The following is a 15,359-nucleotide window of genomic DNA, read 5'->3' on the forward strand; positions in this document are numbered from 1 at the left end:
TAACATCCTGAATATTTGGGATGTTGCTTTTTTCATCACATCATACCATTACCAAAACTATTAAAATATGACCGACCCGGCAGCCATTATGATGGAAGATAATCTTAACCAGGTTTGGAATGAAAAAAATCCAGCCGTCAGGTTAAAGGCCATCGAAAGAATTTACAGCACGAGCGCTACCCTTAACCATGTTGGAAATCAGGTCACCGGTTTCGATGCTATTAATACCAGCGTAACAGCTACACAAAAAATATTGCCGCCAAATTTTGTATTTACCAAACTCAAACCGGTGATTATCAATAACAGTATCGGCAGGCTAATATGGGGAGCGGGGCCTCAAGGTGCGCCTCCTGTTGCAAGCGGAATGGACATCGCCAATTTCGAAAATGGCAGGATCAAATCACTATATGTCTTTCTTGATAGTTAAGAAAACAACAAGATCAATAGATTAAAGCTACAAGAATATTTTAGAAAAAACGTGCAGACATTTAACAATATAAAAATGACCAATAAAGAAATTGTAATAAAAGCGATGAAAGAATTTTTTGTTGACAGGGACAGTATGGCAATAGAGCGCTATTGGCATGAGTCGTACCTGCAGCATAATCCTTCAATGACCAATGGGCATCAGGGTTTAAGGGATATACTAAAAAATAATATCGCCCGGGATTTCAAATGGGTTCCCGGTATCTTCATAGAAACAGGTAACATAGTAATTTCCCACAGCCAGGTTACGGGCTGGGGACCGTCCCCGCTAATTGTAGTGGATATCTTCAGATTTGAGAACGGTAAAATTGCAGAGCACTGGGACGTGGTTCAGGATGAAGTGCCGGCCGAAAAAACGGCAAGCGGAAACTCCATGACCTCATTCAATTTAATTAATCCAGGGGAATGAAAAATAGTTTAACAGGCAAAACGTTTCTGGCAGATCTGGGAGCATTCAAATCGGAACTTTTCTTTGAGTCGGAAAATTCACTGGTCTTTAAGATCGTCGACGGAGGTGGGCCGGGCGAACAAGGTCATACAGAGAAAGTACAAATTACAATCTCCCAAGTACGCCCCCAGGTTTATATGGTAGCATGGAAGGAGGCAACAGGGGCTACGGTAACGCATATCGAAGATCATGAAAATGGCATACTTTACAGTAATGCTACATTGCCCGATGGCAGCTTTTATCCAATGAAGGGAACCATACGTATTTTATAAAGGTAAAACGACTGCCATCCCTTCGCAAATTGCTATAACATATTGGGATATAGAAAGCTATGCCAAACTTGAAAATCAGATGTCCGGACGGGAAGTTTGTAACGTAATTAGAAATAGTAAAAACAATTAAATTTGGAAAGGAACACAATTGTAATAGCATTGCAATGTAGCGAAGTGATCAGGACAATTAAAAAAATAACTTTGTATAGGTTTTTTTAATCTATTTCACTGCGCACCTCCAGACCACTGGAAGGGCCTGTAGGTGCGCAGATCAAATGGTGATCCCCTTATTACGCATTTGCGGTACCCCTTGGCGGCCGATAGCATTCCTATTCCGATAATTTCATGTTTGAATGCCTAAATGAATTATAATTTTTATGGAGAGCTTCGGTAAATTATTAACTTTTGCCCATATAGTTTAATCTCGCAACCGGCTACTTCACTCTCAAATTTGATCACTTCAGTCGAAAACTAAACTTTCCCAAAAGAGGGACAATGTACCTTTAAACCATAATTAAAAATATAACTTTAAAAATATGAAACAGTCAATTGTAATTTTAATATTCGGGATGCTCTTTTTTAGCAACGCCAACGCGCAAAAGTATTTTGGAAAGACCTATGCACCAACACAGACTGTCGATGAATTCTATGATATTGCTGACATTACGAAGGGATATACCGTTATGGGAAAAACAGAACTTGATAAAGGTTTCCGTTCGTTAGAAAAGACCCAGGCAAAAATCATCGAACTGGCAAAAAAGAAAGGTGCTGATGGGGTAATCTTCACAATGGAAGAAGAGGTGTATGCGACATCCAGCTCGGGCAGTAACAGTGAGAGTAAAAAAAAGGAGAACAAAACTACCGGTTTTTCAAATAACACTACGTCCCAATTAAAAGAAACAAAAATCCGGGCGACCTTTATTAAATACAAATAATAATTTGCTGTAATAAAACCGCTTTTGATAGCGCCTTTGTTGCCTTCAATTTATGTTTTGTGAAAATAACCATTAGCGGAAAGCTATGGGTCAAAATTGCATTACCCAAAAAGAATGGCCTGACAGCTTTTCCAAACATTTGGGATTGCCCGGAGACAGTGCTACCTTAGCACTTCCGCATTGCATCTTTTATTGCGAACCGATGCCAGGTTTTTTTTTGCAATTAACATTGTAAGAACCGGTGGGATTTCCACAAGCCTATTTATAGCTGAAATAGCCTGCTCAAATTGTGCAGGCTATTTAACTTATAAACTCATAGTATATGAACCAAAACTCCACAAATCTTTTTGTCATCAATTACAATTATTGCGGGTATACATATTATACGCGCAGAGGAAATAATCAATACTATTTTCATGTAGTACAGAGCCCATTAAATGGTAATTGTGATTGTTTAAGCCAGCAGATCTTCCATACCAAATGCCTTTAATACATTTTCAAATTCAGCTTGTACAGCATCATTCGCCCTTTTAGTAATTGCTCCTGTAGAGCGGTCAACAACTGTTCTTAGCGGCCTCTGACCCTTTGGTAAGTTAATCAGGTTTACTACCGCATCTGCAACTTCCTGCGGATCTGGATTTGAGGTTTCAAACATTTGGCCGATGGCACCAAATATTTTATTTGGAACCTCTGCTATCGCTGTATAATCGTCAGCAACTGACGCGTCAGAGCCCGGCTGGATTTTCTGAGACATTTCAGTAGGGAAAGCGCCCGGTTGAATAATAGCTACATCAACTCCCAACGGCCTAACTTCATAATGCAAACCTTCGCTTAAACCTTCCAAAGCAAACTTTGAAGCACCATATACTACTGTAAAAGGTGCGGCGAACCTGCCCCATCCGCTTGAAACGTTGATGATCAGGCCATCTGATTGCTTACGCATATATGGCAAAGCCAATTTCATTAATCTCCAGGGAGCAATAACATTAATATCAAACATGCGCTGCATATCATCAGTAGATACCGTTTCAGCCACCCCGAACATTGCAGCACCTGCATTATTTACCAATACATCAATTCTGCCTTCCTTTGCAATTATAGTGTCTATGGCATTTTTCACGCTTGTCTCATCGGTTAGCGATACATCCAGCACTGTCACATTTTCTACCTGCGCAAGGGCTTTCGCTTTATCAGCATTCGTTCCTTCAATATCCCTGATGGTAGCATAAACTTTATGCCCCAAAGCCGCGACACTATTGGCTGTAAACCATCCAAAACCACTATTTGTTCCTGTTATTAATACAACTTTTTTATTCATTTTTATATTTTTTAAAATAATTACACAAAGGTCGGCATCTAAAAAAAGATATCATTTACCATATGGTAAAAAGCGATCTCAAAGGATATTTTTCCGTATCCTGCTCAGCGACTGTTGGGTAATTCCCAAATAAGAAGCGATGTAAGACAGCGGAACGCGATTCATAAGATTAGGAAAGTTTTCAACAAACGATAAATATCGGGTAGTGGCATCTTCAGAGACCAGCGGGCTCCTCCTTTCAATTGTTTTTAAGAGACAGTTTTTTAAAATCAGCCCTGTAATAGCATCCCAGCCAACAATGGTATTGCCGATAGCATCCCAGTCTTTCTTTGAAAAAACAAGCAACCGGCAGTCGGTAACCGCCTGTATGTATTCGGAAGCCGCTACTTGCGCTTCAAACTTTTCCTGGTCTGAAACAAAATTGTTCTCCTCAATAAAATGATGGGTAATCTCCTGGCCTTTGTTGTTATAATAGCAGAAACGCACGACGCCTTCAAGAAGAAATCCAACTTGCCTTGGAATCTTTCCGGCTTCTGAGAAATACTCGTCCTTATGAAGTTCAAACATTTTTGCTTTGCTCATAATAAGGTCAGTCTGCTGCTGATTCAGGTTGCCAAACTGTAATATGTAATCTATAAACGGTTTCATAGGTAAGATATTTATTTATTGGAGGCAGTTCCTGTCTCCAAAATTTTGATTATTTTACATCATCAACAAAAACATACATTTTCTTTACTTTACCATTCTCCAAAACAAATATATCCATCCCAGTTATTGTAGCAGGTTTTGATACCGGTCCGAATTGCCAATAGAGACGAATAATATTATGATGTCCCTCAACAGATTTAGCCATGAATTTGAAATCAGGATTCTTCTTTTGTACTTCCTCTACAAATTTGCTGATTTCATCATTACCCGTTGCGATAAAACTGCGGTCTACCATTTCGATGTTCTTAGCATAAATCTTTGCCATTGCAGCGGTTCTCGTGTCCTGATCCTTTTCATTCCATATTTCAAGATGACGCTGGACCAATGCTTTATTTATTGAAAGGTTCTCAACCTCATTTTTTGAACTGAACGATGTATTTTCAGCAGCATCTTTAGGAGACCATAATATTACTTTTGGATTTATTTTTTCATAACCTTTGCCGTTAGGGTAAGAAACAAGTTCCAGCTTAGAGCCCCATGGTGTTTCAAAATAGACCCATGTTTCCCCCACTGTATCTCCCCCCTGAGTTACGTAGGGCTCACCTATTATTTTTACACCTTTAGCTTTTAAGTATTTTACGGCAGCATAAATATCTGTAGTGTAAAAGGCTATGTGTGTTGCCCCGACATCGTCAGTATTAGGCTGTACTTTATTTCCTTTACTATCTGCATAACAGATGATTTCGATATTCGCTCCGGTTCCGGCACTAAACATCTTAATAGTAACCGCCCCGGTTCCTGGATTAACATGGTTCGCTTGTTTCCAGCCTGCATCTAAAGGGAGAGGGCCTATTTGAGTTACAGGTGTAAAGCCTAATACATCGGTAAAAAAGGCTACGCCTTTTTCAAGGTCGGGAACATTGATACCGACATGTTCAACACCCTGGATACCTGCCCCATTTTGAGCAGAAGCTTTTTCTGATAGTGTAAGAAATAATACCACGCTTAAAAATGCAATGGCAGGTGTTACCAGGATGTTACGGGCAGATCTATTTTTTATTGTTTTCAATTTTGTTAGAATTTAATTTATTAATCGCTTAGTTATTTGTCATAGGCTTCTTCTAAGGCAAACTGTAATTAATATTCAAGTATATAAATTTTCTTATTAGGATAGTCCCATACCGTTTTATATTGTGAGAAAAAGCGGTAACCGATATCCAAGATATTCGGCTCGGTAATACCCAAAGCATTTCTGACGATCTGAGTGTCTTCTAAATTAGAAAATCCAACTCCCTTTAAATCAGTTTTAAATTTTCCGATAGTAATATTTTTAACATTCAATAAGGTATCGCCGCTACTATCCGTACCTGAATTTATGACGTAACCCTTGCTTTTCAGTTTGTAACCTGAAATACTATCTAATTGTAATGATCCATACTGTCCTGTATCAAAAGCGCCCAAAACATCGATATGGCCAATTTTTAACTTTACAAGAGGATTATTTGGTAATTTTCTTATTTCAAAATCGATAATTGCTAAGACCTTCTCATTTAATAAAAAGTCTTTGGAAATGTTACGTTCGGCAGAAGTTTTGTAAAATGTAATTTTTCTTTGTAGATAATCCAGCTTAAACAGATAACCGTTAAAGAAATTATGGCCTACGTAGCCGATGCAGTCCGGTGTGATGTGTTTCTGCAGAAAATCATAATTTCCACTAATAATATTTTCAAGATTCCGATATGTAATGCCATTTGCGAACTTAATTTCGCGGATCGTGTCAGATATACTGGTTTTGAAAGACTGGCCGCTGGCAACCAAACCATTACCTTTTACTTTTTTATTGGGCAGTTTGATAAAATTATCATTGAGACTAATAGTAGCCGGGCTTCCGGTATCGAACATGAATTTGCCTTCAACACCATTAACCGTCCCTGAAATGAAAGGAAAAGCATTGATGATGGTGATAGGAAATACAACTATGTCGCCATGCAGTTCCGGTGTTTTTTCAAAGACCTGGGCTTTTATTTGGGTTGAATAATAACATAATAATAAATTAATTAACCAAAAATATAAATTGGCGCGTGACATATATTTTAATGAACTCATGATTTTTGATCGTATTTTTGTTTGCTTTGATTTGCGAAATGAGTGTGCTTATCGCACTACTGTTGCCTCTAATTCGACTTTTAAAGTTTCAAAAAGGTATTTTACCTCAAGATAGGTTCCGCTCTGCTTAATTCCATTTTGTACCGTCCAATCCTGCAGAACATCCCATTCCCTAAAGAACTCCTCATGTGATATAGTATATACATTTAAGCGCACAATATTCTTTAATTCATACCCGGCTTCCTTAATAACAGTTTCCAAATTTTCAAGAGCTTTTTTAAGCTGCGTGCGCATATCCGCTTTGCTCGATATGCCTTCTGAATCAATTGCGGTCTGCCCCGAGATATATAGTGTAGCTTCAGGGTTTTTGACCTCTACGGCCTGAACATAATTACGGGCATCCTGCCATTTCCAGGGATTAATTTCACGTTTTTCCATTTCTTTCACTTTTTATTATGCACCTTTAGAGGTACAGTTCGTGTTTTTCAGGTCAGGTAATTCCTCAGTAATCCGGGAATAAATTTTATTTTTTGCGTTTCGATTTAATTCAGGTTGCTCTTCTAATTCAGAATGCGCAACTGTTTTTAATCTAATAATCACCCAAATAGATTTGATACAATCCAACCGTATCAACAATTGCATGAGCCAGGATTGTTGCATAAATGTTCCTGCCACTGCGGATAAAAACAATATAAAAAACCAAGGAGATTATAAATATATTGATTAGCCCCGATATCCCCTGAGAATAGTGAGCCAGTGTAAACAATAAGGCTCCGGTTACTATCGTAATGGCTTTTGACAGTTGTGATGTTCCGATATAGAATACAAGTAATGAACAGAAATAGCCCCTAAAGAGCACTTCTTCTGCAAAAGCGGCGCTGATCATCCCATAGAACCAAAGTTGGAGAACCAACTTTTTATTTCCTTTCAAAACGCCGTAAGCTGAATAGTCGGGCTTACCAAACAAGCCTTCGAGAAATGGAGTCCATAATAATATGGCAACCGTCGCCATAAAAACAATTAGAGATGCCCATAAGATGGTCTTCCATAACGAAACCTTATGCAAAAAACCTAATTCATGTAAGTTTTTGCTTTTGAGGAAAGTTACCGCTATTATCAGCAATGCACATAAAGGCAGCTTGAAAGGAAATTGGATCCAATTTGTAAAGTAAAACAGCAGTATAATTGAAAAAAGTAATCCATCTAAAATTATCTTTTTTTTCTTGTTTAACAGTATCATTGTATACGATTTTTAAGGGTTGTGTGAAATTGAATAGCCTTATTATTCCCATAGTACATCATGCGGTTTTGAATTGCTGGTTACAGCAATTTGACCCAGACGGTCAACAGTCTTATTCTATAGTACATTATCAATAACTTTCATATCGTTCAGGTCCAGCAGGTATTCTGCCTTGCGTACTGCTTCATCAGTAAATGTCCTCTCGTTTTTCATCTTAAATAATTCTTTACGCTGCAAAGCATGTATTTCCGATATGATTTTATAAAATTCCTTACGTTCGGAACTATTCTTACTGTCGATTTCTACTGAGGTTAGAGACTTCCTAAATCCTTCTATATCATTTTTCAGTTTTTCTTTCAGTGCTGTAATCAGGGTATTATTTTCATGAGCCGGGGAATACTTTCCATGCAGATGCTCGAACGCTAGTGTATCCAGTCGAAGCCGTATGCCCATGTGCTGTTCATGCTCCGGAAGCACCGGGTCCAACTCGCCGATGTTTGTCAATTTAATAACATAGGGCAGCGTCAAACCCTGGAAGACAAGGGTGACAAGTATAACTATGAACGTAATAAAGATAATGAGGTCCCGTTGAGGAAAAGCCCTCCCATCCTTCATTAAAAGAGGTATTGATAACGCTGTGGCCAGAGATACAACACCACGCATTCCTGCCCAGCTGATGATTAATGGATTTTTCCAGCCGGGTGATATGGCCCGGCGGTGCTCTTTAATTATCCAGCGGGGAATGTGTGCTACGGCGTAAATCCAAAGAAGCCGTATCACGATTACTGTAAGGCTTATATAAAGGCCGTATTCTATACCATGAAGAATGGATGTTTCCGCCAGCCCACCTACAATTGCCGGTAGCCCGAGCCCGATAAGGATAAACACAAGTGTATTTAAAACAAAAATGAGCGTATGCCACACAGCACTCATAGTCATCCTCGTGCTGCCGCTCGTGAAAACCTCATGTGAACGGAATGACATGAATAATCCACCGCTCACTACAGCCATAACCCCAGAGAAATGAAAGTGTTCTGCAGATAGGAACAAAAGGTATGGGGTCATCACCGTCAGCGTGGCATCTATGGCTGAACTGGTCGGCAAAAAGCGGTGTACAACATACATAATATGTCCCCCTGCCAGACCAACCACAACTCCCATCCCAGCTACTAAGAAAAATTGCCCGGCAGCCTGACCCATGGAAAAGGTACCCGTAAGGACGGCCGCTAAAGCAAACCTGAAAACGATTAGTGAGGAGGCATCGTTGACCAGGCTTTCACCTTCTAAAATCGTGATAGTCCTTCTTGGTACCTTAAGCCCTTTTAAGACCGTAGCTGCAGCCACCGCATCGGGAGGAGAAATAATACCGCCTAACAGAAAACCGAGGGCTAATGTAAAACCCGGTATAAATGATTGGGCAGCATAGGCCACAACGAATGACGTTAGAAAAACCAGACCAAAGGCAAGCAGCGCTATAGGGCCTTTCCACTTCTTAAACTCTTTCCAGGAGGTATACCAGGCCGCTTCGTAAAGCAACGGCGGCAAAAAGACAAGAAAGATCAATTCAGGATCCAATTTAAATACCGGGATACCGGGAATGAAGCCGATGCCCAAACCAGCCAGGAACAAAAAAATTGGATAGGCTATGCGTAGTTTCTGGGCCAGCATGACCAAAAGCATTAAGGCAAAAAGCAACCCAAGTATTAAAAGCAGATTTTCATGCATCATTTTATTGTTAATCAGCTGACCGCCGGGGACAGGCATTTATATACAGCTTCCTGTTCTACTTTGCATTAAACACTGAGTTCTTTTTTTTAAATTCAGTGACGATTTTAATTTTTCCTTCAAGGATTTTCGAAATCGGACAGTTTTCAGCGATCCGGATTAGCTTTTGCCTGACCTCCGGAGTTGGTGAATCCTGAATTTCTATCCTGCGTTCAATACACACTACTGTAACATCATTCTCTATTCTATAGAACAAATTTGCCTCTACTTCTATATCAGGAATTACCAGGCCTTTAAAGTCGATATACATCCTGAGTGTAGCCAGCGTGCACGAGACTAATGAAGACAGTAAAAGGGTGTATGGATCAGGGCCAAGGTCTCTCCCGCCAATGCTATCGGGTTCGTCTGTAATCAGCTCACCATTCCTCCAGCAAATCGTTGCCCGAAATTTTTCGCTTCCGATGGTTCCTTTTATCGGGACTTCTAACAAATATTTCATGTTTGACAATTATAATGCAGACCTATGGGTACCAGCTGCCACCTGCGCAATAGTTATAGATTTTTGTTATAAAATGCCGCAAGTTGTGCCAATGCCTCCCCTGTCGCTTCAGGCTGGTCATACAGATCGTAGTGGCCCGCACCCTTAACAACATGGATTTTTTTATTTGTTGAAGCCGCCTTATTAAAAAGGGTAAAGCCATCCCTGTAAGAGCCAAAGGCGCCTACCTTATCTCCAACAATTACCAGTAACGGCTGGGTCAATAGGCGCTCCGTAAGATGGAATGCATCGAAAACCGCCAAAGCAGACATGCTCTTAAAGAGTAGCTTATTATTGGCGGTAGGGTACTCACCTCTGGGTGTACGATAGTAGTTAATTGCTCCCAGCATATCAAATTCATCCATACCCTTTTTCCTGGCATCTTCGGCAGACTCAGGTGTCCAGGGCACGATCTTGGCTGCTTCACCCCTGGCTTCAGAAGTACGTTGCGCCCCAACGGCTTCTAATGTCTGTACTACATCCGATTCGCCGTAAGCACGGCTTGCATTCGTAGCGACTACAGTACCTACCGCTTTTATACGGCGTTCTGTTAACGACGCATTTACAGCATAACCACCACCGGCACAAATACCTAAAACTCCTATACGGTTTTCATCGATGTATTGTAAGGTAGTAAGATAATCTACCGCACAACGTATATCTTCGACCCTGGTCGCCGGGTCTTCCAGATAACGCGGCTCACCGCCGCTCTCGCCCTGAAAAGAGGCATCATATACCAGCGCAATAAATCCTTCTTCAGCTAATCCTGCTGCATAAAGGCCTGCAGTTTGTTCTTTTACACTGCTGCCGGGATGGACACATACAATTGCTGCATATTGTTTTGAAGGATTGAAATCCTTTGGAAAATGAATATTAGCAGCGACATCCCAGTTGCTGTTCTTAAATTTTACTTTTTCCATTTTTCTATAACTTAGATATATCAGTTTTATACCAACATTTATGGTTACTTCTGGCAGAATTGTCTACCCTATTGCTATTAATTCACTTTTTTTCTAACACGTGGATCACTTTATTTTTAGTATCCCATATCGTTATATACTGGGAAAAAAAAGAATAGGCGAGCGTAAGTGTATTTTTTTCAGTTATTTGCAAAGACTTGTGGGCAGGGCTATCATATTCTCTGTCTATCCCATACAGGTCTATAGTTAAAAGCTCATCAATTTTAATAGTATGCCAATTGTAGAGCGTGCCCGGTTCGTCATAAAAATCTTCAATATCTCCTTCATTTTTCAACTTTTCAAAATGAGCATCCTCCATAGTAACACTGCCTTTTCCGCCACCGGAATCAAACGATACAAGAAGATCGATTCCCTTATGCTGTATTTTTATCATTGGATGATTATCCAGCTTTCGGGTGAAATAAGGTAATGAGGTGATATAATTTTTATGCTTTTTGATATCTTTCCAATTTTCAGCATCCTCCTTTTGTTTATAAAAAGTAAGTTCACTTCTTAAATAATCCATTTTCATATCGTAGCCTTTAAAAAAGTTAAAGCCTACCTGACCAAGAACTTCAGGGGTAATCTGTTCAAGAAAATCATAATTATTACCCATCACATTTTTTAAAGAATCATATATATTGTCTCCAATTTTAATCTGGCCAATTACCGGATACTCGAGTACCTCAAATTTTTGCCCACTGCCTACAAATCCGGAACCTGTTATTTTTGATTCGATCCCATATACTTTTTTAGAATGGAGCGTCACTGCCTCACTCTTCCCCGTATCAAACATCCAACGCCCTTTTACCCCATTGATTTCTCCTTTTATAAAGGCCCAGTCGAGAATAATAGCTACCGGTATTTTTACCACGTCTCCTTTTAAATATGTTCCGTTTTTTTGTACCGTATTTACAGCATTGGTTTTCTGGGCATAACCGCTAAAGGATGTCGTTAAAAAGATAAAAAACAAAAAATTTACGATCTTCATTTTATTCATTTTGATTTGCAATTACAATTTATACCTATTAGAACTTTCAAACGTAAAACACAATTGGTACTAATTCACGAATTTGAGTTTGCTTAGCATTTCATCCTTAATATTGCTGGAATAAATGCTGAAGAATTGATAAGCGTCCCTTTTAACCCGTATTTTCCCGAAGTTATTTTATATAGAATAGATGAACTATCGGGGCTGGAATCTTTATCATCAAACCTAAAATAATGGCCAATTTCAAATTCGTTATGGAATAGCCTGTATTTTCCATTTCTGCATTTTATGCGATCCTGCTTCAGGTTGAAATCCTCCACATACCCTTCCGTTTTAAGGTCGTTTAGCGCCTCGATTAAATTATCGTATGATTTCATGTTGATATTTATAGTTGGTCGTACCCCCTAAATTTCTTACTGACAATACGTTTCCAGTCCGGATTCTTTTTTATAAATGCAAATACAAACGGGCAAAATGGAAGCAGTTCTATATGGTTGTTATCCAGATACTGTAGTGTCTTCTCTATTACCGCACTTGCAGCACCTTTACCTGATAATTCAGGGTCTGTTTCAGTATGGACAAGCGCTATCTGGTTGCCAAATTCTCCGTAATTGATAAAAGCATAGTTCCCGTCTACCGCTATCTCAAAACGGCTCTTTTCCTTGTTTTTCTGTAAAGGAATATCTTCAAAAATTGTTTTCATTTTCTTAGTAATATGTTTAATGGAATTCCCGTTTAAAGTGTTACGTTTTTTGCGCAATTCATATATTTCTTTTCCTTCATTGGCCTGTCCCGGTACAGCTCAACACCATTTCCAAACGTGTCATCTAATCTTTTTCCATTTGATAATCAGTTGCTCTTTAAACTGTCGTTTTTAGTTCTGCTAAATATTGATGGATCTGGCTAATTGCCATTGAACCCTCGCCAACGGCAGAGGCTACTCTTTTTACAGAACCCTTTCTGACATCGCCAACGGCATAAAAGCCGGGAATGCTGGTCTCCAGGGATTGTGGCTTTCTTTGTCCATAGATGGAACATTGGGTCATTGCCGATTCAATAACATCTGCACCGGTATATATAAATCCCCTTTCATCCATAGAAACAAGTCCGTTTAACCACTCTGTACAGGGCTTTGCCCCTATAAAGGTGAATAAATTGGAGATGCCTATTGTTTGCTTGCTGCCAGTTGTGTCCAACACTAAAGATTCTAAGTAATGTGTCCCGTTAAGCTGGGCAATATTACTGTCCTTGTGTACAATGATATTAGGCGTTGTGTAAATCCTCTGTACCAGGTAATCGCTCATTTTGTCCCCTAAATCATTACCACGGATGATCACGTGAACCTCGTGGGCATGATCGGCTAAAAACAATGCGGCCTGGCCTGCCGAATTACCGCCGCCAACAACACCTACCAATTCGTTTTTGCAGGCAGAGGCATTCATTCCTGTAGCGGAGTAAAAAACACCACTGCCTTCAAACTTTTCAATCTTGTCTATAGGCAAACGCCTGTAATTTGCACCGGTCGCTGCAATTATCGATCTTGCTTTAATGTTTTTTCCATTGGATGCACACAATGTGAAATAGCTACCGTTATACTCAACTTTTTCCGCTTTTTGTGGGATAGAGATGGTACAACCGAATTTCTGCGCCTGGATATAGGCCTTATTGGCAAGGTCATTTCCGGATATACCTGTAGGAAAGCCTAAGTAATTTTCGATTTTAGAACTTTTTCCGGCCTGCCCTCCGGGTGCGTTACCATCAATTGTAATTACAGTTAAACCCTCTGATGCGGCGTAAACGCTTGCAGCCAATCCGGATGGGCCGGCCCCGACCACTAATACATCAAATAGTTCATCCCCAAATTCAATTAATACTCCAGTTTGTTTGGCAAGCTCAGCAAGGGTAGGTTTTCTCGAGATTTCACCCGTAATGCTTACAAGAATGGGTAAATACTCGTCTTTCAGTCCAAAATTTTCCAGTAAATGTTGTGCTTCTTCAGAGGTATCTGTATCCAAAAAGGTATGCCAGATATGGTTTTTCTCCATAAAATCGCGTAAAATATATGTTTCTTTAGATTTTTCAGAACCGAATATTTTTATACCACCGCTAAACTCTTTCAGCATCGTTTCCTGTCTCTGAATAAAAGCACTCAAAATGACATCACATATATCACTATGCTTTGCTATGATCTCTTTAAGATCAGCAGGAGCAATACGCAGAACCGTACTGCCTTTTGAAGCATAGGCGCTAAAAGGTATACTCCTATCGGACAACATGCTGTTGTCTCCTGTAAATTCATTTATACCGTGTGTCGCTAAAACCTGATCTTTATTCATCGGGTCTTTAATAAATATCGCTCCGTCTAAGACAACATAAAAGTCATACGCGCTGTCCCCGCCTTCAAAAACTGCTGTTTCATTTTCAAAGCGTATTACAGTACCCGATTGTTTAAGGGTGCTAATTTGTTTTTGGGTTAAAACCGGAAATCTTGGGTCAGTCATTGTATATACTATGTTTTATTATTAGAGCTTTAATTTTTTCGTATCGGAATACCCCTTAATGGTTTTGCACACAATTCGAATCACTGTTCGCTATAGTTCTGTTTGGCTTTCGAGTCCCTAACATTAGTATTGCAGCAGTTAATGAGCGACACGCCATTTATCCACCAAAAACTACTGATATTTGTACATTGCACCACTTAATGGCCAGCCATGAATTAATACTACAGGTCTCCCTGTTCCTGTTGTTTTGTCTTAAGATTATACTTTTCCTTTTTGATTATCGATTGTACCGTATTTTCCGGCATAAAAATCACGATAGGCCTCCGCGATTCCTGATGGGCTGTTCATCACAAACGGGCCTTCGGCCGCAATGGGTTCCCAATACTCCTCGCCACCAAATAATAGCACATCAGTAGCTTCATCTCCTTTGTTTTCAAGGGTTATATCACCTTCTACGCGGTCAAATTCGATAAATTCTCCCGCCTGGAACTCAAGATCATTAAGTATCGTTTTCCGGCTTGGTAAAAAAGCAGCAACTTCTATTTTATCATCAATGGTAATGGTGAAATTTTTACCGGCCTCAAGATGGATATGAAATAGAAACTGCTCAGAATAATTTGGTATCCTTGAATTAGTATCCAGGTAATTACCCACTATTACTTTTAGCCAGCCGCTATCATCCGGGAAAATTTTCTTCGGGACTTCACTGCTTTGGATAGCTAAATATTCCGGCTCCTCAGCTTTAATTTTTGAAGGAAGGTTAATCCAGAACTGAAAGGCATGGGTAAGATTATTCCCTTCATGAGAGTCAGCGTTTAATGTTTCGTCATGAAGTATCCCGTTTCCGGCTTTCATCCACTGAATGCCTCCCGAATGAACCCTTTGGTGATTGCCCCTGCTGTCAAAATGCTCCACTTCACCATCAATAACGTAAGTAAGGGTAGCGATCCCGCGATGTGGATGCGCGCCCGTACCGCTGTTTTTTAATCCCTCATTAACTTTTGGGGCAATGTGGTCTAAAAATACAAAAGGACCTACCTTGTCAGCATACCTGTTGGCAAGCATGCGGTAAATTGTAATGTTACCAATATCTGCCCTTTGTCCAATGGTCGAGAAACTTGTCTTTTTTTTCATCGTTTTATTTCTTTAGATGATATATCTTTTTACTGCCAATGCTGTTGCCTTAACATGC

Annotated in this window: 18 protein-coding genes; 4 read left to right on the plus strand and 14 right to left on the minus strand. The window is 39.7% G+C overall.

Annotation, left to right across the window (positions count from 1 at the left end):
• The first annotated feature begins 67 nt into the window (after window positions 1-67).
• The 4 genes from F565_RS0101665 to F565_RS0101680 all read left to right on the plus strand — a co-directional run bounded on the left by F565_RS0101665 (window position 68) and on the right by F565_RS0101680 (window position 2,141).
• A complete protein-coding gene (locus tag F565_RS0101665) occupies window positions 68-427 on the plus strand; it encodes a hypothetical protein (RefSeq protein WP_020211449.1) in 360 nt (119 codons plus the stop codon).
• Between the two features lie 51 nt (window positions 428-478).
• Entirely contained in the window at window positions 479-895 is a 417-nt protein-coding gene (locus F565_RS0101670; RefSeq protein ID WP_197062220.1) for a nuclear transport factor 2 family protein, read from the plus strand.
• Window positions 892-1,206: a phenolic acid decarboxylase gene (locus F565_RS0101675; RefSeq protein ID WP_020211451.1), complete on the plus strand. Its 315-nt coding sequence runs from the start codon at window positions 892-894 to the stop codon at window positions 1,204-1,206. Before F565_RS0101670 ends, F565_RS0101675 begins: the two co-directional genes overlap by 4 nt.
• Window positions 1,207-1,742: 536 nt before the next feature.
• Window positions 1,743-2,141: a hypothetical protein gene (locus F565_RS0101680; RefSeq protein ID WP_020211452.1), complete on the plus strand. Its 399-nt coding sequence runs from the start codon at window positions 1,743-1,745 to the stop codon at window positions 2,139-2,141.
• 454 nt (window positions 2,142-2,595) lie between these two features.
• Here F565_RS0101680 and F565_RS0101685 read toward each other — a convergent pair whose 3' ends face one another.
• The 14 genes from F565_RS0101685 to F565_RS0101750 form a co-directional block, all read right to left on the minus strand.
• Window positions 2,596-3,459 carry an SDR family oxidoreductase gene (locus F565_RS0101685; RefSeq protein ID WP_020211453.1) on the minus strand — a complete coding sequence of 288 codons (864 nt, stop codon included), beginning with the start codon at window positions 3,457-3,459 and terminating at the stop codon, window positions 2,596-2,598.
• A gap of 78 nt (window positions 3,460-3,537) precedes the next feature.
• Entirely contained in the window at window positions 3,538-4,107 is a 570-nt protein-coding gene (locus F565_RS0101690) for a Crp/Fnr family transcriptional regulator (protein ID WP_020211454.1), read from the minus strand.
• 49 nt (window positions 4,108-4,156) lie between these two features.
• The gene (locus F565_RS0101695; protein ID WP_020211455.1) at window positions 4,157-5,176 is read right to left on the minus strand and encodes a VOC family protein; all 1,020 of its coding nucleotides are present in this window, start codon (window positions 5,174-5,176) and stop codon (window positions 4,157-4,159) included.
• Window positions 5,177-5,244: 68 nt separating this feature from the next.
• Window positions 5,245-6,213: a pepsin/retropepsin-like aspartic protease family protein gene (locus F565_RS0101700; RefSeq protein WP_020211456.1), complete on the minus strand. Its 969-nt coding sequence runs from the start codon at window positions 6,211-6,213 to the stop codon at window positions 5,245-5,247.
• Between the two features lie 48 nt (window positions 6,214-6,261).
• The gene (locus F565_RS0101705; RefSeq protein ID WP_020211457.1) at window positions 6,262-6,651 is read right to left on the minus strand and encodes a RidA family protein; all 390 of its coding nucleotides are present in this window, start codon (window positions 6,649-6,651) and stop codon (window positions 6,262-6,264) included.
• A 151-nt stretch (window positions 6,652-6,802) separates the two neighbouring features.
• A complete protein-coding gene (locus tag F565_RS0101710; RefSeq protein ID WP_020211458.1) occupies window positions 6,803-7,453 on the minus strand; it encodes a CPBP family intramembrane glutamic endopeptidase in 651 nt (216 codons plus the stop codon).
• A gap of 117 nt (window positions 7,454-7,570) precedes the next feature.
• Window positions 7,571-9,181 carry a Na+/H+ antiporter gene (locus F565_RS0101715; protein WP_231559596.1) on the minus strand — a complete coding sequence of 537 codons (1,611 nt, stop codon included), beginning with the start codon at window positions 9,179-9,181 and terminating at the stop codon, window positions 7,571-7,573.
• 55 nt (window positions 9,182-9,236) lie between these two features.
• Window positions 9,237-9,677, minus strand: coding sequence for an OsmC family protein (locus F565_RS21045; protein ID WP_020211460.1), 441 nt, complete (start codon window positions 9,675-9,677; stop codon window positions 9,237-9,239).
• 53 nt (window positions 9,678-9,730) lie between these two features.
• Window positions 9,731-10,636 (minus strand): alpha/beta hydrolase, encoded by a 906-nt coding sequence (locus tag F565_RS0101725; protein ID WP_020211461.1) that lies wholly within the window; start codon window positions 10,634-10,636, stop codon window positions 9,731-9,733.
• An 82-nt stretch (window positions 10,637-10,718) separates the two neighbouring features.
• Window positions 10,719-11,675 carry a pepsin/retropepsin-like aspartic protease family protein gene (locus F565_RS0101730; protein WP_154652505.1) on the minus strand — a complete coding sequence of 319 codons (957 nt, stop codon included), beginning with the start codon at window positions 11,673-11,675 and terminating at the stop codon, window positions 10,719-10,721.
• An 83-nt stretch (window positions 11,676-11,758) separates the two neighbouring features.
• Window positions 11,759-12,043 (minus strand): hypothetical protein, encoded by a 285-nt coding sequence (locus F565_RS21050; protein ID WP_051087073.1) that lies wholly within the window; start codon window positions 12,041-12,043, stop codon window positions 11,759-11,761.
• An 8-nt stretch (window positions 12,044-12,051) separates the two neighbouring features.
• A complete protein-coding gene (locus tag F565_RS0101740; protein WP_020211463.1) occupies window positions 12,052-12,369 on the minus strand; it encodes a GNAT family N-acetyltransferase in 318 nt (105 codons plus the stop codon).
• A 157-nt stretch (window positions 12,370-12,526) separates the two neighbouring features.
• Window positions 12,527-14,167 carry an FAD-dependent oxidoreductase gene (locus F565_RS0101745; RefSeq protein WP_020211464.1) on the minus strand — a complete coding sequence of 547 codons (1,641 nt, stop codon included), beginning with the start codon at window positions 14,165-14,167 and terminating at the stop codon, window positions 12,527-12,529.
• 258 nt (window positions 14,168-14,425) lie between these two features.
• The gene (locus F565_RS0101750; protein WP_020211465.1) at window positions 14,426-15,301 is read right to left on the minus strand and encodes a pirin family protein; all 876 of its coding nucleotides are present in this window, start codon (window positions 15,299-15,301) and stop codon (window positions 14,426-14,428) included.
• Window positions 15,302-15,359: the final 58 nt, after the last annotated feature.

The sequence above is a fragment of the Flavobacterium rivuli WB 3.3-2 = DSM 21788 genome (assembly GCF_000378485.1).
GTDB classification, from domain to species: domain Bacteria; phylum Bacteroidota; class Bacteroidia; order Flavobacteriales; family Flavobacteriaceae; genus Flavobacterium; species Flavobacterium rivuli.